The following is an 18,820-nucleotide window of genomic DNA, read 5'->3' on the forward strand; positions in this document are numbered from 1 at the left end:
TGGAAGCGGCGGGATGTGGCGAAGGTATGGCTCGACCGTCGCGCGGCGCCGCGGACGGCCGTCCGGCGGTCACGCGGCGGCGCCGGTGTGCCTTCGAAGCCTCAGGAACCGGTCGGGGCGGGTCCGAGACGGGTGACGTGACCCATCTTGCGGCCGGGGCGCGCCTCGCCCTTGCCGTAGAGGTGCAGGTGGGCGCCGGGCTCGGCCAGCAGGGCGTGCCAGTCGTCGGCCTGGGCGCCGATCAGGTTGCGCATCTCCACCGAGAGCCCGCCGACCCGGGCCGGGTCGCCGAGGGGCCAGCCGCAGACGGCCCGGACGTGCTGGGCGAATTGCGAGGTCAGCGCCCCCTCGCTGGTCCAGTGGCCGGAATTGTGCACCCGGGGCGCGATCTCGTTGACCACGAGCCGCTCCGCCCCGTCCTCGCGGACGAGGAACATCTCGACGGCGAGCACGCCGACATAGTCGAGGGCGTCGGCGATCCGCCGGGCGATCTCGACGGCGGCGCGGCCCGTCTCGGCGGACACGCCCGGCGCCGGCACCCGGGTCAGCGCGAGGATGTGGTCGCGGTGCTCGTTCTCGCAGAGGTCGTAGGCCGCGAAGCTGCCGTCGCGCCCGCGCGCCCCCACGACCGAGACCTCGCGCTCGAACGGCACGAAGCCCTCCAGGATCAGCGGCGCGCCGCCGAACTCGGCGAACAGGGCGTTGCGGTCGCCCTCGGCCCGCTCGCGGAGCATGCGCTGCCCCTTGCCGTCGTAGCCGAAGCGGCGGGTCTTGAGCACGGCCGGCAGGCCGATCACCTCGATCGCCCGGTCGAGGTCGTCGGGCGTGTCCACGGCCCGGAACGGCGCCGTCGGGATGCCCAGGCCGTTGATGAACTCCTTCTCGGTGAGCCGGTCCTGCGTGGTCGAGAGCGCGTGCGCGTTCGGGTGCAGGGCGGCGTGCCGGGCCAGGACGTCGGCGGTGGCGTGCGGGATGTTCTCGAACTCGTAGGTCACGACGTCGACGCTGCGGGCGAAATCCGCGAGCGCCGCGGCATCGTCGTAGGCCGCGCAGGTGGTCCGGGCGGCCACGTCGAAGGCGGGGCTGTCCGCGTCGGGCGCGTAGACATGCGCCTTGAGGCCGTAATCGGCCGCCGCGAGCGCGATCATGCGCCCGAGCTGGCCCCCGCCGACGATGCCGAGGGTGGAGCCGGGGCCGAGGATCTTGTCCGTCACGCGTTCTCTTCCGTCACCGGCCGTTCGGCCACCGAGGCGCTCTGGGCCGCGCGCCACGCCTCCAGGCGCTCCGCCAGACCCGCGTCGGTCAGCGCCAGGACCGCCGCGGCGAGCAGGGCCGCGTTGACGGCCCCGGCCCGGCCGATCGCCAGGGTCCCCACCGGGATGCCGGCCGGCATCTGGACGATGGACAGCAGGCTGTCCTGGCCGGACAGGGCCTTCGACTCCACCGGCACGCCGAACACCGGCAGGCGGGTCATCGCGGCCGCCATGCCGGGCAGGTGCGCGGCGCCGCCCGCGCCCGCGATCACGACCCTGAGACCGGCCGCGACCGCGCCCTTGGCGAAGGCCACGAGCCGGTCCGGCGTGCGGTGGGCCGACACGATGCGCGCGTCGTACGGCACGCCGAGCGCGTCGAGCGTCTCGGCGGCATGCCGCATGGTCGCCCAGTCGGACTGGCTGCCCATGATGATCGCGACCGGAGGAGGCGACGCCATCGTTGATCCCGGCAAAAGAGGGCGCTTACAGGCGGCGCGGGCCTGCGGCAAGGCGGGGCCCGAGGGCGTCCACCGGCATCAGGCGATGATGTCCGGCGTGAGCGCGTCCTCGATGTGGTAGATGCGGTCGCGCAGCGTGAGCTTGCGCTTCTTCAGGCGCTGGATCTGGAGCTGGTCCCCGGCGACGCTGCGCTCCAGCGCCTCGATGGCGCTGTCGAGATCCCGGTGCTCCTCGCGCAGCCGCGCCAGCTCGCCCAGGAGGTCCGACTGCGCACCCTCACCCGCCTCGTCCGCCATCGTCACCTGAGAACCCGAAGACCGTTCGTCGCCCGAGAGCATGCGTCACGCTCCGGCGCCGGACAAGGCGGCGCGGTAAGCAATCATCAGACTTAGCAGCAGAAAACGCTTCGACAGGTCCGGCATCCTGTGCCAATCTCGTTGTGTCGAAACGATGACAGGAGATTCGACTCATGTCGCTGCAGACGCATCTGAACCAGCTCGCCCGTAAGCACGAAGCCCTCGAGCGCGAGATTCAGGAAGCGATCCACAGACCTTCGGCGAATGACCTCCACATCGCCGAGCTGAAGCGACGGAAACTCCTCCTCAAGGACGAGATCAACAAGCTCCAGGCGGGCAACGACACGTTGCACTGACGCCTGACACGTCCATCTGATAGCGAATTCGAGCCGACGACCGCCGCACCGGGAGCCCCCGGTGCGGCGGTTTTGCTATGGCGCCCCCGCGGGTCCCGGCCGTCGTGACCCGGACGTGGGCTTGCTCGTCCCTGGCCACTCCCGCGCGCGCGAGAATGGGCTACTCTGCGGACGGCCGCCGGAGAGCGGCCCGCGAGGAAACGCCGGACCAATGACGAGAGCCAGCCTGCCGGGCCGCTACCCGGAAATCTACGAATCGGCCCGCCGCGACCCCGAGGCGTTCTGGCTCGGGGCGGCGCAGGCCCTCGACTGGGCACGCGCGCCGGAGCGCGCCTTCGCGCCGGATTCAGGCCCCTACGGCCGTTGGTTCCCGGACGGCAGCCTGAACGCCTGCCACAACGCGGTGGACCGCCACGCCGACGGGGCCCGGGCGGAGCAGGTGGCGATCCGCTACGACTCGCCCGTGACCGGGACCAAGCGCAGCATCACCTACCGGGCGCTGCGCGACGAGGTGGCGGTGCTGGCCGGGGTGCTGGCCGACCTCGGCGTCGGCAAGGGCGATCGGGTGATCCTGTACATGCCGATGGTGCCCGAGGCGCTGTTCGGCATGCTGGCCTGCGCGCGGCTCGGCGCGGTCCATTCGGTGGTGTTCGGCGGCTTCGCCGCCAACGAGCTGGCGGTGCGGATCGAGGACGCGGCGCCGAAGGTGGTGCTCGCCGCCTCCTGCGGCATCGAGCCGAACCGCGTGGTCGCCTACAAGCCGCTCCTCGACGCAGCGATCGCGGCCTCGCGGCACAAGCCGGAGGCCTGCCTGATCCTCCAGCGCCCGCAAGGGCCCGCGACCCTCGTCGCGGGACGGGATCGCGACTGGGGCGAGACCGTGGCGGCGGCCCGGGCGGCGGGGCGGAGCGCGGGGTGCGTGCCGGTCGCCGCCACCGACCCGCTCTACATCCTGTACACCTCCGGGACGACCGGGAAGCCGAAGGGCGTTGTCCGCGACACCGGCGGCTACCTCGTCGCCCTCGCCTGGTCGATGCCGAACCTCTACGGCGTCCAGCCCGGCGAGACCTACTTCTGCGCCTCCGACATCGGCTGGGTGGTCGGCCACTCCTACATCGTCTACGCGCCGCTCCTGCACGGCTGCACCACGGTCCTCTACGAGGGCAAGCCGGTGGGCACGCCGGATGCCGGCGCCTTCTGGCGGGTCGTCGCCGAGTACGGCGTCGTGTGCCTGTTCACCGCGCCGACGGCCCTGCGGGCGATCAAGAAGGAGGATTCCGCCGGCACCCGGATCGCGGACTACGACCTCTCGGCCTTCCGCAGCCTGTTCCTGGCGGGCGAGCGCGCCGATCCGGACTCGGTCGCCTGGGCCGAGCGCGTGCTGGGCCGGCCGGTGGTCGACCATTGGTGGCAGACCGAGACCGGCTGGCCGATCGCCGGCAACCCGATGGGCCTCGGCCTCCTGCCGGTTAAGCACGGCAGCACCTGCGTGCCGATGCCGGGTTACGAGGTCGAAGTCCTGGACGAGGGCGGCAAGCCGGTTCCGGCAGGGACAATGGGCACGATCGCGATCCGCCTGCCGCTCCCGCCCGGCTGCCTGCCGACGCTCTGGGGTTCGGACGACCGGATGCGGTCGAGCTACCTCGCCACCTTCCCGGGCTACTACGACACCTCGGATGCCGGGGTCATCGACGCCGACGGCTACATCACGGTCCTGGGACGGACCGACGACATCATCAACGTGGCGGGCCACCGGCTGTCCACCGGCGGCATGGAGGCGGTGCTGGCGAGCCACCCGGACGTGGCCGAGTGCGCGGTCATCGGCATCCGCGACGCGCTCAAGGGGGAGGTGCCCTGCGGGTTCGTGGTGCTGAAGGCCGGCGTCGCCCGGTCGACCGAGACGATCGAGCGGGAGCTCGTGGCGAAGGTCCGGGACGAGATCGGCCCGGTGGCAGCCTTCAAGCTGGCGCTCACCGTGCCGCGGCTGCCCAAGACCCGGTCGGGCAAGATCCTGCGGGCGACCATGAAGCGCATCGCCGATCACGAGCCCTGGACGATGCCGGCGACGATCGACGACGCGGCGGCGCTCGAGGAGATCGGCGACAGCCTGAAGGACCGGGGGATCGGCGCGGCCCGGTGAGGAGGCCGCGGGTCCGCGCCGATCGGGCGGGAGACGTCCCGATCCGCCTCAGTCGACGTCGGGGCCGTCGTCGTCGCTGTCGGCGTCGACCGTCGGCTGCGACACGGCGGGCGCGTAGGCGCTCGAGGCGGATCCCGCGACGACCGAGGCCGGCACGCGCCGGGCGTTCGGCTCCGACGGGATCAGGGTCGCGGTGGCCGCCACGAGGCCGGCCATGGACCGGACGTCCTCCGGCTGACGCGGATCGCGCGAGATCAGCGTTGCCTCCTGCTGGAGGCGCAGGTTGCAGGCCTGCGAGGGCAGGCCACCCTGCGGCGTGCAGGCGTCGTGGCGCGCGCAGGCCGCGTCGAGGGCGTCGATCGGCGGGAGGGGCGCGTTGTTGCCCGGCCCGCAGTAATTGCCGTGGATCAGCATCTTGGGTCCGCCGAAGGCGGCGGGCTGCGCCTGCGCCGAGGCGGCGAGGGCGGCGCAGCCGGTGGCCAGGGCGAGCGGGACGGCGAGTCTGGTGAGCATCATCTGGACCTCGGGCGATCTCGCCCCCTCAGGCGGTTCGCGTCGATTGCCGCGATGCGGCGACAGGCCAGGAAACGGGCGGCCACATCCGCGAGTTCCGCAACGCCCGACCGCAGGGGTGCTCTGCCGCACCGCACTGGCCGCGACGCCCGTCCTGGGCCAGAGTGGTCCTTCCACCAGGAGTTGCCGATGACCGCTCGCCTGTTCGAACCGCTGACGCTCGACGCGCTCACCCTCGAGAACCGCATCCTGATCGCCCCGATGTGCCAGTACTCGGCGCGGGACGGCGAGGCGACCGACTGGCACATGATGCATCTCGGTCAGCTCGCCATGTCGGGGGCCGGCCTGCTGACCCTGGAGGCCACCGCGGTCTCGCCGGAGGCGCGGATCACCGCCTGGGATCTCGGACTCTACAACGACGGCTGCGAGCGGGCGCTGGGCCGGGTGCTCGACGCCGTGCGGGAGTACGCGCCGATCCCGGTCTGCATCCAGATCGCCCATGCCGGGCGCAAGGCCTCGAGCGAGGCCCCCTGGGCCGGCGGCCAGCAGATCCCGCCGGAGCACGCCTACGGCTGGCGCACCGAGGCGCCCTCGGCGGTCGCGCACGGGGAGGGCGAAGTCCCGCCCCACGCCCTCGACGCCGCCGACCTGAAGCGCGTCCGCGACCAGTTCGTGGCCACCGCCAAGCGGGCGGTGCGCCTCGGCATCGAGGCGGTCGAGCTGCACGGCGCCCACGGCTACCTGCTGCACCAGTTCCTGTCGCCGATCGCCAACAAGCGGACAGATGAATACGGCGGCAGCCTCGCGAACCGCATGCGCTTCCCGCTGGAGGTCTACGACGCCGTGCGGGATGTCGTGCCCGCCGGCAGCCCGGTCTGGCTGCGGGTCTCGGCCACCGACTGGGTCGAGGACGGCTGGGATCTCGACGAGACGGTGGAGCTGGCCCAGGCCCTGAAGCGCGCCGGATCGCCGGCACTGCACGTCTCGACGGGCGGCGTGTCGCCGAAGCAGGCGATCAGGCTCGGGCCGGGATACCAGGTGCCCTACGCCGAGCGGATCAAGGCCGAGACCGGGCTGACCACCATCGCGGTCGGGCTGATCACCGAGGCCCAGCAGGCGGAGACGATCCTGCTGGAGGGCAAGGCGGACGCGATCTCGCTCGCCCGCGCCATGCTGTACGATCCGCGCTGGCCCTGGCACGCCGCCGCCGAACTCGGCGCCCGGGTGCGGGCCCCCAAGCAGTACTGGCGCTCGCAGCCGCGGGAGTACAAGGACCTGTTCAAGGACACGGCCTTCGGCCAGCGCTGAGCGCGCCCCTCACCGCGGCAGCGCGCCGACCAGCGGCCCGAGCGGGCGGCTGATGTCGGCGCGGCCGAGATTCGGCGCGTAGAGGCTGGAGACCGAGCCGTCGAGGAACAGGGCGTTGCGGCAGCCGAGATCGTCGCGGAACAGCCGCGCGAAGGCCCCGAAGGTCACCGGGCGCTCGGAGATCGCGAAGATCGCCACGTGCCCGTCGCCGGGCACGCCGACGCCGTTGCGGATCTTCTGGCTCGGCCCGTCGGCGGCGATCTTCGGATGGATCTGGCCGTCGATCACCAGCATCGGCCCGGACTGCGTGGCGAAATCCGGCCGGATCTTCGCCCGCAGGTAGCGGGCCGTGTCGACCACCCCGGCGCGCTCGCCCTTCACCCAGAAGATCCCGTTGGGCTTCAGGTGGAAATTGCCCGGCCCGTCGGTCGTGGACACGCGCCTCAGCTCGTGCCCGTCCTCGACGTAGAGGCCGACCGGCGCCTGGTCCTTGTCGTACATGCCGGCGTTCATCGCGAAGGCCAGGCGGCCGCCCTGCTTCTCGGCGAGGGTGCCGAGGGCGCCGTAGGGCTTGCCGTCGTCCTGGAGCCAGAAGAGCCGCAGCCGCTGCTTCCGGAGGTCGATGGTGCAGACCGTGAAGGTCTCACCCTGCGCCTCGACCGCCCGGCAGGGCTCGGTGGCGGCCGCCGGAGCGGCCGCCCGGGCCGGCGCCGCGAGGGCGAGCAGCGTGATCAACAGGGCGTGAGCCGGTCGCAGCATCATCATTCGTTCCAGGCAGCTCGGGGACGGCGAGTCGGGGACGGCGGAGCGCGTCCGGCGCGCCCTTCGCTCTGGAAAGCGGCGAATTTCGTGTCCGAGCGGCGTCCGGCCGCGCCCGGGCGCGGCGCGCGGCCGCGCGCCGCGGGCGGGGCTGGACCGTTTTGCCGATTCGGACGTTCTTAGCCGCAGAGGGCGTTTTTCCACGGAGATGACGTGATGAAGGGTGCAGTGCTCGGCTCGGCCCTGCTGGCGGCGGGTGCTCTGGCCTTGGCGCCGGCCAGCGCGGACGCGCGCGGCTTCGGCGGTGGCGGCTTCCACGGCGGCGGATTCGGCGGCGGCTTCCACGGGGGCGGGTTCGGCGGCGGCTTCCGCGGCGGCGGCTTCGGCGGGTTCCGCAACGGCGGCTTCGGCGGCGGCTTCCGCGGCGCCGGCTTCCGTCCGGGCGGTTTCGGCTACGGTCGCGGCTTCTACGGCCGGGGCTACGGCTGGCGCGGCGGCTACGGCTACCGCGGCGGTTACGGCTACGGCCTCGGCGGCCTGGGCCTCGGCGTCGGGCTCGGCCTCGCGGCCGGCAGCCTCTACGGCGGCTACGGGTACGGCTACCCGGGCTACGGCTACGGCGGCTACTACGCCCCGGCAGCCTACGATTACGGGTACGGCTACGGCGGCGGCTGCTACACGGTCCCGCGGGTGCGCTGGACGCCCTACGGCTACCGCCGGGTGCTTGTCGAGCGCTGCTACTGAGCCTCGCCCGACCGCGAAAAGAACGGGACAGGCCGCCTCCGGGCGGCCTTTTCCTTTCCTGTTCCTTGCGTGACCCGCCGCATCGTTGGACAGCTCTGACCGGGATGCCGATACTGGTATCGGACGGCGGGAGGCGGTGATGAGTTCAGCAGCCGGACAGGGGCGCGCGGGCGTGGACGCGGTCGAGATCCGCGACGCCAGCCTCACCGCGTTCTACCGATCGATGACGCCGCCGGAGCGGCACACCTTCTGGGCGTGCGCCGCCGGCTGGTGCCTCGACGGCATGGACTTCATGATCTACCCGCTGGTGATCGGGACGATCATGGCCCTGTGGCACGTCGATGCCGGCACGGCCGGACTCGCCGCCACGGTGACGCTGCTGGCCTCGGCGCTCGGCGGCTGGCTCGCGGGCTTCGTGGCCGACCGGATCGGCCGGGTGCTGACCCTGCAGATCACGATCCTCTGGTTCTCGGTCTTCTCCCTCCTCTGCGCCTTCGTGCAGAACTTCGAGCAGCTGCTGATCGCGCGGGCGCTGCTCGGCCTCGGCTTCGGCGGCGAGTGGGCGGCCGGCGCGGTGCTGATCGGCGAGACGATCCGGGCCGAGTATCGCGGCCGGGCGGTGGGCTCGGTCCAGTCGGGCTGGGCGATCGGCTGGGGCCTCGCGGTCCTGTCGCAGGCGGTGCTGTTCTCGGTCCTGCCGCCCGAGACCGCGTGGCGCTGGATGTTCGCGGTGGGCGCCCTGCCGGCGCTGCTGGTCTTCTACCTGCGCCGCTACGTGAAGGAGCCGGAGGTCGCCGCCGAGTCCCGCGCCCGGGCCGCCGCCACGGGCGACCGGCCGCAGATCTGGGAGATCTTCTCCGGCCCGACCCTCAAGACCACGCTGCTCGCCTCGCTGGCGGCGGCGGGCTGCCAGGGCGGCTACTACGCGATCACCACCTGGGTGCCGCGCTTCCTGACCACCGAGCGCCACCTGTCGATCGTGTCCTCCACCGGCTACCTCGCGGCCCTGATCATCGGCTCGTTCACCGGCTACCTCGTGGGCGCGTGGCTCGCCGACCGGCTCGGCCGGCGGCCGCTCTTCCTGATCTTCTCGCTGGGCGCCATCGCGGTGATCGTCGCCTACACGCAGATCCCGCTGTCGAACGGCGTGCTGTGGGTGCTGGGCTTCCCGCTGGGCTTCTTCGCCTCCGGCTACTTCTCCGGCATGGGCGCGTTCCTGACCGAACTGTACCCGACGCGCCTGCGCGGCTCGGGGCAGGGGTTCTGCTACAATTTCGGCCGCGGCGTCGGCGCGCTGTTCCCGGCGCTGGTCGGCTACCTCGCGGAGCGCGCCGGCCTCGCCTCCGCCATCGCGATCTTCGCGGCCGTCGCCTACGGGATCTTCTTCCTCGCGGCCTTCGCGCTGCCCGAGACGCGCGGCAAGGTCCTCCACGCGGATTCCTGACCATGTCCGAGATCCGAGACTGCCCCGCCCCGGACCCGCATCCGCAAGGCCCGACCCGCTACGCCGTGCCCGAGGGCGCGGTCGACACGCACGCCCACGTCATCGGCCTGCCGCCGGACTATCCCCTGGTGGCGGACCGGAGCTACACGCCGCCGGCGGCGCCGGCCGAGCGGTACCTCGCGATGCTCGACGGGACCGGCATGGCCAACGGCGTGCTGATCCAGGTCAGCGTGCACGGCACCGACAACCGGCTGATGGTCGAGACGCTGCGCGCCCACCGGCAGCGCCTGCGCGGCGTCGCGGTGATCCCGCTCGGCCTGCCCGACGCCGAGCTCGCCGCGCTGAAGGAGGCCGGAATCGTCGGCCTGCGCCTCAACGTCCTGTTCGGCGGCGGGGTCGGCCTCGACGCGGTCGAGGCCTACGGGGCGCTCGCCCGCGAGATGGGCTGGCACCTCCAGTTCCTGCTCGATGCGCGCGAGCTGCCGCCGATCGCCGGCCGCCTCGCGCGGCTGCCCGTGCCACTGGTCTTCGACCATATGGGGCACATGCCGACCTCGGCGGGCGTGGACCATCCGGGGTTCCGGGCGCTGCTCGGCCTCGTCGCCGACGGCAACTGGGTGAAGCTCTCGGGCGCCTTCCGGGATTCCGTGACCGGGCCGCCCTACGCCGACACGATCCCCTTAGCCCGGGCGCTCAACGACGCCGCGCCGGAGCGCTGCCTCTGGGGCTCGGACTGGCCGCACGTGGCCGCCTGGGACGGGCCGCCGCGGACGCGGGAGCTCCTCGACCTGATGGCCGACTGGGTGCCGGACGCGAACAGGCGCCGGATGGTGTTCGTCGACAACCCGCGGCGGCTCTACGGCTTCGGGTAGGCGCGCGCGGGGCGCGCCCCGGTCAGACCCGCAGGTCGACGCTCTGGCCCTGTCCGGGAGGGGCCGGCGGGCCGGCGCTCGCCGCCTGGGCGGCGCTGTCCGCCACCAGCCCGGCGACGGCCTTGTCGGCCGACAGCTGCTGCTTGGCGACGGCGATGCCGATCTGCTGGTTCTGGGACGAACCCAGCATCTGGACGGCGGCTGCGGCGATCGAATCCATGTCGCCGATCCTGGACCACCGGTCTGAATCTGGCGTTACCCGGATCCGGCGCCTTTGACCGGTCGCGCTCACCCGTCGAGGAAGCCCCGCTGCCGGGCCCGGTAGCCGCCGATCGCCGTGACGCACAGGAACGACACGCCGGCCAGCGCCGTGCCGAACACCGCGATCGGCCACCAGTGGCCCTGGAACCGCTCGGCCAGCACGGTGCCGACGATCGGGGTGAGACCGCCGGCGAGCGCGCCGCAGAACTGGTAGGCGATGGAGATCGCCGTGTAGCGCACCCGCGTCGGGAAGGCGCCCGCGAGGTAGCCGGCGATCACCGCGTAGAAGGTCGCGCTGCCGATGACGTTCAGGGCGAGGCCCAGCACGATCAGCGGCACCGACTTGGTCTCGACCAGCCAGAACAGCGGGTAGGGGGCCAGCATCGCCCAGACCAGCGTCCCCTGGAGGAACAGCCGCTCGTTGCGGATCACCTCGGCGATCCGGGCCCCCACCGGGGTCATCACCAGCTGGACCACGGCGGCGATCAGCAGGGCGTCGAGGATCGTCGCCCGCGCGATGCCGAGATACTGCGTGGTGAACGCGATCATGAAGGTGTTGAACAGGTAGACCGAGGCGATCGCGAAGGTGTTGGCGCCCGCCGCCAGCAGCACCGGCTTCAGGCAGGTCGTCAGCACCTCGCGCACGGGCGCCGGCGGCGGCCCGCCGGCGGCCCGGGCCTTCTCGAAGGCCGGGGATTCCGCGACGCCGAGGCGGATCGCGAGCCCGACGCCGAGCAGCAGGATGCTGACGAGGAACGGCAGCCGCCAGCCCCAGGCCAGGAAGCTCTCCTTGTCGAGGAGGCCCGCGAGCCGGAAGGCCAGCAGCGACAGGATCTGCCCGGCGGGGCTGCCGAGCTGAGCGAAGGAGGCGAAGAAGGTGTTGCGCCCGGCCGGCGCGTGCTCGGCCGCCATCAGCACGGCGCCGCCCCACTCGCCGCCGACCGCGAGCCCCTGGATCAGCCGCAGGACCACCAGCATCACCGGCGCCCAGATCCCGATCGAAGCGTAGGTCGGCAGCAGGCCGATGCCGGAGGTCGCGATGCCCATCATCACGAGCGTCGCCACCAGGGCGCGCTTGCGCCCGAACCGGTCGCCGAGATGCCCGAAGATCAGGCCGCCGAGCGGCCGGGCGAGGAAGCCGACCGCGAAGGTGCCGAAGGCCGAGAGCGTCGCGATGTAGGGGGACTCGGTCGTGAAGAAGAGCGGCCCGAACACCAGGGCCGCCGCGGTGCCGTAGATGAAGAAGTCGTACCACTCGATCGTGGTGCCCACGAAGGCCGCCAGCGCCGCGCGCGCCGACTGGTTCTGTCCGGGCCCGGCGGCCGGGGCGGCTGTGGTGACGGCCATCGATCCTCGCGCGGCATTATGAATTCAAGCGCCGCCCTGCATGCGCCAGTCGGCCGGCCGACCGCAACGCCCGCACGCGACAGGCGGGGTGTTTCATCCGAAAGTCGCGCTCCGCCTCAGAAGCTCGGCGGCGTGCAGGCGCTCACCACTTCGCAGGGGTTGGGCCCGACGCAGCGGAACCGGTGCGGGCGGCGGCTGTCGAAGCTGTAGGCGTCGCCGGGGCCGAGGATCCGGCGCTCGGCGTCCACCGTCACCTCCAGGCGGCCGGAGAGGACGATCCCGCCCTCCTCGCCCTCGTGGGAGAGCGGCACCCGGCCGGTATCGGCGCCCGGCTCGTAGCGCTCCTTGAGGATCTGGAGCTTGCGCCCGAACAGGCTGTCGCCGACCTGCCGGTACGAGATCGCCCCCTTGGCGGCCCGGCGGCCGATCTCGGTGAGTTCCTCGGCGGCGAAGAACGCCTTGCGCTCCGGCTCCGGCTCCAGGGCGAAGAACTCGGCCATGCCGATCGGCACCCCGTCGAGGATCCGCTTCAGCGCGCCGACCGACGGGTTCACCCGGTTCGCCTCGATCAGCGAGATCGCGGAGTTCGTCACGCCGGCGCGCTTGGCGAGCGTCCGCTGCGACAGGCCGTGGCGGGCGCGCACGAAGCGCAGCCGCGCGCCGACATCGATGCTCATCCGGCCGGACCCCGTTTCAGGTGTTGCGGATTCCGCAACGGTGCCACCCGTGGCCCCGGTCCTGCAAGGGGTTGGCGGCGACCAGAAAAGGACTTGTTGCCCGATCGGCGAAGGTGTCCCCTGGTCCCGCCGCTCGATCCGCGCCGCCCGCCCCGGAGAACCGCCCCATGACCGACCATCCGCTCCGCAACACGCCCGCGATGGACGCCTTCTGGATGCCGTTCACGGCCAACCGCCAGTTCAAGGCGGCGCCGCGCCTGCTCGTGTCGGCCGAGGGCATGCACTACACCGCCGACGACGGCCGCAAGGTCCTCGACGGCTCCGCGGGGCTCTGGTGCGTCAACGCCGGCCACGGGCGGCGGGGCATCGCGGCGGCCGTGGAGCGCCAGCTCGCGACCCTCGACTTCGCCCCGACCTTCCAGATGGGCCACCCCGTCGCCTTCGAGTTCGCCGAGCGGCTGGCCGAGATCGCTCCGGGCGGGCCGGACAAGCGCCTCGACCGGGTGTTCTTCACCAATTCCGGCTCGGAATCGGTCGACACCGCCCTCAAGATCGCGCTGGCCTACCAGCGGGCGATCGGGCAGGGGACGCGGACCCGGCTCGTCGGCCGCGAGCGCGGCTATCACGGCGTCGGCTTCGGCGGCCTGTCGGTCGGCGGCATCGTGTCGAACCGGCGGGTCTTCCCGCAGCTCAACGGCACCGACCACCTGCGCCACACCCACGACCCGGCCCGCAACGCCTTCGTGAAGGGCCAGCCCGAGCACGGGGCGGAACTCGCCGAGGACCTGGAGCGGCTCGTGGCGCTGCACGGGGCCGAGACGATCGCGGCCTGCATCGTCGAGCCGGTGGCGGGCTCGACCGGCGTGCTGATCCCGCCGAAGGGCTATCTCGAGCGCCTGCGCGAGATCTGCACGAAGCACGGCATCCTGCTGATCTTCGACGAGGTCATCTCCGGGTTCGGCCGCCTGGGTGCGCCGTTCGCGACCGACTTCTTCGGCGTCGTCCCCGACCTCGTGACCAGCGCCAAGGGCCTGACCAACGGCACGGTGCCGATGGGCGCGGTCTTCGCGAGCCGCGCGGTCCACGACGCGCTGATGCAGGGGCCGGACGGGATCGAGCTCTTCCACGGCTACACCTATTCCGGGCACCCGATCGCCTGCGCGGCCGGCCTCGCGACGCTCGACATCTACCGGGAGGAGGGGCTGCTCACCCGCGTCGCCGACATCGCCGACGACTGGGCGGCGGCGATCCACGACCTGCGCGGGCGCAAAAACGTCGTCGACATCCGCACCATCGGCCTCGTCGCCGGCGTCGAGCTGGCGCCGCGGCCGGACGCGCCGGGCAAGCGCGCCTACGACGTGTTCGTCGACTGCTTCGAGCGCGGCCTGCTCACCCGGGTGACCGGCGACATCATCGCGCTGTCGCCGCCGCTGATCATCGAGCGCGGCCAGATCGGCGAGATCGTGGACATCCTGGGCGCCGCGATCGACCGCGTCGCCTGAAAACTCTCGATCCGCGTTTCCAAGGGGCGAGCCCTAAGCTGCTTATGATGAACGCGCATTTCCCCTCCCCCTTGTGGGGAGGGGCAGGGGTTGGGGGTGGTTCAGGATTGAGCGCAACGGTGCCTTCTGCGCCACCCCCACCTCCAACTCCTCCCCACAAGGGGGAGGAGAGCGCGTCTGGTCGGTATCCCGCCGGCCCGAAATCACCTTAACAGGGGCGGGCCTCGACCTTTCGAAACCGCGCCTGGAGCCCTCCGCATAGGTGCCTGTCCCACACGGCGGGGTTGTCGCGACACCGCCCGTGCCCATCTGCCCGGGACCCGGATTTGGGCCGGGCACGAGGGTTTCCATGTCGAACACCGCCCTGATCGTCGGCGCCAGCGGGATCGTCGGCAGCGCCACGGCGGCGCTGCTCCATCGAGAGGGCTGGCGGGTCGCGGGCTTGGCGCGCCATCCGGTGCAGCAGGACGGCGTCGAGCCGGTGGCCGGCGACCTGCAGGATCCGGCCTCCCTGGAGACGGCCCTGGCCGACCTCGCACCGAGCCACGTGTTCCTGGCGACCTGGCAGCGGCGCCCGACCGAGGCGGAGATGATCCGCGTCAACCGGGCGATGGTCGAGAACCTGCTCGACGCGCTCCGGTCGAAGAGGAGCGTCCGCCACGTCGCCCTGGTGACCGGGCTGAAGCACTATCTCGGCCCGTTCGAGGCCTACGGCAAAGGCAAGCTCCCGCAGACGCCGTTCCGCGAGGACCAGGGCCGCCTCGACATCGAGAACTTCTACTACGCGCAGGAGGACGCCGTGTTCGCGGCCGCCGAACGCGACGGCTTCACCTGGAGCGTGCACCGCCCGCACACGATCATCGGCAAGGCGGTGGGCAACGCCATGAACATGGGCACGACGCTCGCCTGCTACGCCACCCTGTGCCGGGAGCTGGGGCGGCCCTTCGTCTTCCCGGGCTCGGCCGCGCAGTGGAACGGGCTGACCGACATGACCGACGCGCGGCTCCTCGCCCGCCAGCTGCTCTGGGCGTCGACCGAGCCCAAGGCCGCCAACGAGGCGTTCAACGTCGTCGACGGCGACGTCTTCCGCTGGAGCTGGATGTGGGGCCGGATCGCCGACTGGTTCGGGATCGAGGCGGTGCCGTTCGACGGCACGCACCGGCCGCTCGAGCCCCGGATGGCGCAGGACGGCCCGGCCTGGGCCGGGATCGCGCAGCGCTACGGTCTGGCCGAGCCGAACCTCGAGAAGCTGGCCTCGCCCTGGCACACGGATGCCGATCTCGGCCGGCCGATCGAGGTCGTCACCGACATGAGCAAGAGCCGGCGGCTGGGCTTCACCGCCTACCAGCCGACCGACGACGCGTTCTACGACCTGTTCGCCCAGCTCCGCGCGGACCGGCTGATCCCCTGACGGCGGCTCACGCGGCCCTGCGCTCGGTCCCGCACCACTCGGCCACGAACAGCGCCATGGCGGTCGTGATCCGGTTCACCGAGGCGAGGCTCACGCGCTCGTCGAAGCCGTGGATGTTCTGGGAGGTCGGGCCGTAGCAGAGGGCCGGCACCCGGTCGTAGAGGGCGTGGACCCGGGTATCGAGGTAGCCCGCGGTCATGAAGCTCTGGAGCGGCGACCCGATCGCCCGCTCGTGGGCGCGGCCGAGCACCGCCTCGGCCTCCGAGCCCTCCTCCAGCACGTAGCCCTCGGCGAAGAAGCCGTTGAAGACCACGCGCGGCGGGCTGTTGGCCAGGAACGGGTCGGTGCGGGCGAAGGACGCCACCGCGGCCTCGATCTCGGCGGCGGCCTGCGCGGCGGTCACGCCCGGGTAGAGCGCCACCCGGCAGTGGATCCGGCACCAGGCCGGGACCGAGGAGGCCCAGTCGCCGCCCTCGATCTTGCCGATGTTGAGGTTGATCGGGTGGTCCTCGGTTTCGAAATGCGAGTGCGCCGCCTTCTCGGCGTTCCAGCGGGCCTCGACGTCGCGCAGCGCGCCGATCACCCGGTAGGTGGCGTCGATGGCGTTGGCGCCCGCGCCCATCTCGCGGACATGGACCGGCACGCCCCGCACCTCGACGGTGAACCAGAGCACGCCGGTGTTGGCGCGGACGAGCTTCTCGTCCTCCGGCTCGGGGATCAGAACGGCGTCGGCCCGGTAGCCGCGCAGGTGGGTCATCAGGGCGCCGTTGCCGGTGGATTCCTCCTCGACCACCGACTGCACCGTGACCGAGGCCGCCGGCTGGAGGCCGAGGCGGGCGAGCGCGTCGAGGGCGAACAGGTTGGCGGCATGCCCGGCCTTCATGTCGCCGGCGCCGCGGCCATACATCCAGTCGCCCTGGATCACCGGATCGAAGGGCCGATGGGTCCAGAGGTCGAGGGGACCGGGCGGCACCACGTCGACATGCGCCTGCAGGATCAGCGAGCGGCCGGTCTCGGTACCGGGTCGATGGTGGCAGACCACGATCGGCGCGTCCGAATGGTGCGCGGCGTCGATCTTCGAGCCGCCCGGATGGGCCGCGATGGCGGCCCGGTCCATGGTGAAGCGCTCGGTGGCGTAGCCGCGCGCGCGGAACTGGTCGAAGACGTAGTCCTGGCAGGCATGCTCCTCCCCGCGCAGGGACGCGAACCGGACGAGCGCCTGCGTGTGGGCGACCTGATCGGCGAATCCCTCCGCCACGGAGGCTTCGATCTCGGCGGCGAGGGTGGGGTCGAGGGCCATGGGAACTCCGAACCGTCTGCGGCCGGGAGGAAGCGCCCGGGCCCGGGCAGCTGTCAACCGGCGGTTGCCGAGAGCATGGCGCGTGCCGGAACCGGGAGGTTCACGGCGCGTGCGCGACGGCCGTTCGGACCTGCTCGGCGAACCGCGCGAAGGCCGCGCTCGGCCGGTCGTCGGCGCGGTGGACCAGCAGGGTCGGGACGTGTCCCTCCCCGTCGGGTACGGGGTGGACCGAGACGCGGCCGGCGCGGTGCGCCGGGTCCGCCACGGCGCGCGGCACCAGGGTCACGCCCAGGCCGGCCGCCACGCAGCCGAGGATGCCGTCGAGGGTGCCGAACTCCATGCGCCGCACGTGCACGAGGCCCTGGCGCCCCAGAAAGTCCTCCAGGCGCCTCCGGTACGAGCAGCCGGCCCGGAACACGAGCACCTTCGCGTCGCGCGCCCGGGCCAGCCGGTCGAGCAGCGCCGCGAGGTCGCCGACGGCCGGGGGCGCCACCAGAACCAGCTCTTCCGTGAAGACCGGGATCCCGACGAGGTCGGCCTGCGCGACCGGGCCGGCCACGAAGGCCCCCTCCAGGCTCCGGTCGAGGACCCGGGCGATCAGCTGCTCGGTCGGGCCGGTCTCCAGCTCGATGTCCACCTCCGGGTGGCGCGCGGCGAAATCCGCGAGCGGGCCGGGCAGGCGCAGGGCCGCGGTCGTCTCCATGGCGCCGATCCGCAGGGGTCCGCGCGGCTCGCCCTCGGCCAGCAGGGCGTGGCGCGCCTCCGCGAGGAGCTGCCCGACCTGAAGCGCGTAGGGCAGGAGCCGTTCTCCCGCCCGGGTCAGCGTCACCCCGCGGCTGCCGCGGTGGAACAGCGGCACGCGCAGGGCCTGCTCCAGGGCGCGGATCCGCCCGGTCACATTGGACTGGACGGTGTTGAGCCGCGCCGCCGCCCGCCCGATGCCGCCGGTCTCGGCAACGGCCGCGAAGAACATCAGGTCGGTGCTGTTCATGTCATCTGCTTTTCCGATGCCTTCCTTCTCAAGGAATCATTTTCTCAGCACCGGACGGATCGTTAAGCCTGGACGGGCAGCGCGCGCAACCGCGCGTCCGAGACGTTCCGCGGAGGAGGGGACCCATGGCCCTGAGGACCAGACTCACCGACGCCTTCGGGCTGCGGCACCCGATCGTGCTCGCCCCGATGGACCCGGCCTCGGGGGGCGCCCTCGCGGCGGCGGTGAGCGCCGCCGGCGGCCTCGGCCTGATCGGCGGCGGTTACGGCGACCACGCGACGCTCAAACGGGAATTCGCCCGCGCGGGCAATCAGCGGGTCGGCTGCGGCTTCATCACGTGGTCGATGGCCCGGGACCCGTCGCTCCTCGACGCGGCGCTCGCCCGGTCGCCCGCCGCCCTGATGCTCTCCTTCGCGGATCCCGCGCCGTTCGCCGACCGGGTCCGCGCCGCCGGCGTGCGGCTCATCTGCCAGGTGCACACGCTGGCCCACGCCCGGCGCGCCCTGGAGGTCGGCGCGGCCGCGGTGGTGGCGCAGGGGACGGAGGCCGGCGGCCACGGCCTCACCGCCCGCGGCACCGCGGCCTTCGTGCCGGCTGTCGCCGACCTGATCGCCCGCGAACGCCCCGAGACGCTGCTCCTCGCGGCGGGCGGCATCGCCGACGGGCGCGGCCTCGCCGCCGCCCTGGCCCTGGGGGCCGACGGCGTCCTGATGGGGACGCGGTTCTGGGCCACCCGGGAGGCGCTGATCCATCCGGCCGCGAAGCGACGGGTCCTCGCCGCCACCGGCGACGAGACGATCCGCACGCAGGTCTACGACATCGCCCGCCAGCGGGCCTGGCCGGCGCCCTATACCGGGCGGCTCCTGCGCAACGCCTTCATCGAGACGTGGCACGGCCGCGAGGACGCGCTGCGCGCGGCCTCGGCCGAGCGGCGCCGGGACGTGGAGGAGGCCGACGCGGCCGGCGACTACGATGTCGCCAACGTCACGGTCGGCGAGGCCGTCGGGCTGATCGACGATCTGCCGGGCGCCGGCGACCTCGTCCTGCGCATCGCCGAGGAGGCGGAGGCCGCGATACGGCGGATCTCCGGCATGGCCACGGCGGCGCCGTGACGGCACTCAGCAAAGCGTGACTACGCAGGGTTGCCGCGGACCGGAACCTCGGTGTTGCCGACGGCTTAGCGTGAC

At 72.6% G+C, this 18,820-nt stretch carries 19 protein-coding genes; 9 read left to right on the top strand and 10 right to left on the bottom strand.

The window, feature by feature from the left end:
• Positions 1 to 101: 101 nt before the first annotated feature.
• The 3 genes from ACLBXO_RS14705 to ACLBXO_RS14715 all read right to left on the bottom strand — a co-directional run bounded on the left by ACLBXO_RS14705 (position 102) and on the right by ACLBXO_RS14715 (position 2,050).
• Positions 102 to 1,214, bottom strand: a complete 1,113-nt coding sequence (locus ACLBXO_RS14705; RefSeq protein WP_331314043.1) for a 5-(carboxyamino)imidazole ribonucleotide synthase — start codon at positions 1,212 to 1,214, stop codon at positions 102 to 104.
• Complete coding sequence (purE, locus tag ACLBXO_RS14710; RefSeq protein WP_447685791.1) at positions 1,211 to 1,711, bottom strand: 5-(carboxyamino)imidazole ribonucleotide mutase; 501 nt, start codon at positions 1,709 to 1,711, stop codon at positions 1,211 to 1,213. Before purE ends, ACLBXO_RS14705 begins: the two co-directional genes overlap by 4 nt.
• Positions 1,712 to 1,789: 78 nt before the next feature.
• On the bottom strand, positions 1,790 to 2,050 hold the full coding sequence (locus tag ACLBXO_RS14715) for a YdcH family protein (protein WP_081636461.1): 261 nt from the start codon (positions 2,048 to 2,050) through the stop codon (positions 1,790 to 1,792).
• Positions 2,051 to 2,181: 131 nt separating this feature from the next.
• On the opposite strand from ACLBXO_RS14715, the gene ACLBXO_RS14720 reads away from it, so the two are divergent.
• Positions 2,182 to 2,364, top strand: coding sequence for a YdcH family protein (locus ACLBXO_RS14720; RefSeq protein WP_012318068.1), 183 nt, complete (start codon positions 2,182 to 2,184; stop codon positions 2,362 to 2,364).
• Between the two features lie 211 nt (positions 2,365 to 2,575).
• Positions 2,576 to 4,504, top strand: a complete 1,929-nt coding sequence (locus ACLBXO_RS14725) for a propionyl-CoA synthetase (RefSeq protein WP_447685792.1) — start codon at positions 2,576 to 2,578, stop codon at positions 4,502 to 4,504.
• 48 nt (positions 4,505 to 4,552) lie between these two features.
• Here the strand turns inward: ACLBXO_RS14725 and ACLBXO_RS14730 are convergent, their stop codons facing one another.
• On the bottom strand, positions 4,553 to 5,020 hold the full coding sequence (locus ACLBXO_RS14730) for a hypothetical protein (protein ID WP_419539328.1): 468 nt from the start codon (positions 5,018 to 5,020) through the stop codon (positions 4,553 to 4,555).
• A gap of 186 nt (positions 5,021 to 5,206) precedes the next feature.
• On the opposite strand from ACLBXO_RS14730, the gene ACLBXO_RS14735 reads away from it, so the two are divergent.
• The gene (locus ACLBXO_RS14735; protein WP_447685793.1) at positions 5,207 to 6,325 is read left to right on the top strand and encodes an NADH:flavin oxidoreductase/NADH oxidase; all 1,119 of its coding nucleotides are present in this window, start codon (positions 5,207 to 5,209) and stop codon (positions 6,323 to 6,325) included.
• A gap of 9 nt (positions 6,326 to 6,334) precedes the next feature.
• On the opposite strand, the gene ACLBXO_RS14740 is transcribed toward ACLBXO_RS14735, so the two are convergent.
• Positions 6,335 to 7,087: a phosphodiester glycosidase family protein gene (locus ACLBXO_RS14740; protein WP_447685794.1), complete on the bottom strand. Its 753-nt coding sequence runs from the start codon at positions 7,085 to 7,087 to the stop codon at positions 6,335 to 6,337.
• 213 nt (positions 7,088 to 7,300) lie between these two features.
• Here ACLBXO_RS14740 and ACLBXO_RS14745 point away from each other — a divergent pair, with 213 nt between their 5' ends.
• The 3 genes from ACLBXO_RS14745 to ACLBXO_RS14755 all read left to right on the top strand — a co-directional run bounded on the left by ACLBXO_RS14745 (position 7,301) and on the right by ACLBXO_RS14755 (position 10,144).
• Positions 7,301 to 7,828, top strand: coding sequence for a hypothetical protein (locus tag ACLBXO_RS14745; protein ID WP_331314052.1), 528 nt, complete (start codon positions 7,301 to 7,303; stop codon positions 7,826 to 7,828).
• A gap of 139 nt (positions 7,829 to 7,967) precedes the next feature.
• Positions 7,968 to 9,272, top strand: a complete 1,305-nt coding sequence (locus ACLBXO_RS14750; protein WP_447685795.1) for an MFS transporter — start codon at positions 7,968 to 7,970, stop codon at positions 9,270 to 9,272.
• Positions 9,273 to 9,274: 2 nt separating this feature from the next.
• On the top strand, positions 9,275 to 10,144 hold the full coding sequence (locus ACLBXO_RS14755; protein ID WP_447685796.1) for an amidohydrolase family protein: 870 nt from the start codon (positions 9,275 to 9,277) through the stop codon (positions 10,142 to 10,144).
• A 22-nt stretch (positions 10,145 to 10,166) separates the two neighbouring features.
• Here the strand turns inward: ACLBXO_RS14755 and ACLBXO_RS14760 are convergent, their stop codons facing one another.
• From ACLBXO_RS14760 to ACLBXO_RS14770, 3 genes are all read right to left on the bottom strand, one after another.
• On the bottom strand, positions 10,167 to 10,364 hold the full coding sequence (locus tag ACLBXO_RS14760) for a hypothetical protein (protein ID WP_091682246.1): 198 nt from the start codon (positions 10,362 to 10,364) through the stop codon (positions 10,167 to 10,169).
• Positions 10,365 to 10,432: 68 nt separating this feature from the next.
• A complete protein-coding gene (locus tag ACLBXO_RS14765) occupies positions 10,433 to 11,752 on the bottom strand; it encodes an MFS transporter (RefSeq protein ID WP_331314056.1) in 1,320 nt (439 codons plus the stop codon).
• A 116-nt stretch (positions 11,753 to 11,868) separates the two neighbouring features.
• Complete coding sequence (locus ACLBXO_RS14770) at positions 11,869 to 12,429, bottom strand: cupin domain-containing protein (RefSeq protein WP_012318079.1); 561 nt, start codon at positions 12,427 to 12,429, stop codon at positions 11,869 to 11,871.
• 167 nt (positions 12,430 to 12,596) lie between these two features.
• On the opposite strand from ACLBXO_RS14770, the gene ACLBXO_RS14775 reads away from it, so the two are divergent.
• Together ACLBXO_RS14775 and ACLBXO_RS14780 are read left to right on the top strand one after the other, a co-directional pair.
• On the top strand, positions 12,597 to 13,931 hold the full coding sequence (locus tag ACLBXO_RS14775) for an aminotransferase class III-fold pyridoxal phosphate-dependent enzyme (protein WP_447685797.1): 1,335 nt from the start codon (positions 12,597 to 12,599) through the stop codon (positions 13,929 to 13,931).
• 349 nt (positions 13,932 to 14,280) lie between these two features.
• Positions 14,281 to 15,342: an SDR family oxidoreductase gene (locus ACLBXO_RS14780; protein WP_447685798.1), complete on the top strand. Its 1,062-nt coding sequence runs from the start codon at positions 14,281 to 14,283 to the stop codon at positions 15,340 to 15,342.
• A gap of 7 nt (positions 15,343 to 15,349) precedes the next feature.
• On the opposite strand, the gene ACLBXO_RS14785 is transcribed toward ACLBXO_RS14780, so the two are convergent.
• Together ACLBXO_RS14785 and ACLBXO_RS14790 are read right to left on the bottom strand one after the other, a co-directional pair.
• Positions 15,350 to 16,642, bottom strand: coding sequence for an ArgE/DapE family deacylase (locus tag ACLBXO_RS14785; protein ID WP_447685799.1), 1,293 nt, complete (start codon positions 16,640 to 16,642; stop codon positions 15,350 to 15,352).
• 100 nt (positions 16,643 to 16,742) lie between these two features.
• On the bottom strand, positions 16,743 to 17,633 hold the full coding sequence (locus tag ACLBXO_RS14790; protein WP_331314060.1) for a LysR family transcriptional regulator: 891 nt from the start codon (positions 17,631 to 17,633) through the stop codon (positions 16,743 to 16,745).
• A gap of 125 nt (positions 17,634 to 17,758) precedes the next feature.
• On the opposite strand from ACLBXO_RS14790, the gene ACLBXO_RS14795 reads away from it, so the two are divergent.
• Complete coding sequence (locus tag ACLBXO_RS14795) at positions 17,759 to 18,745, top strand: NAD(P)H-dependent flavin oxidoreductase (protein ID WP_447685800.1); 987 nt, start codon at positions 17,759 to 17,761, stop codon at positions 18,743 to 18,745.
• Positions 18,746 to 18,820: the final 75 nt, after the last annotated feature.

Source organism: Methylobacterium sp. C33D, from assembly GCF_053345825.1.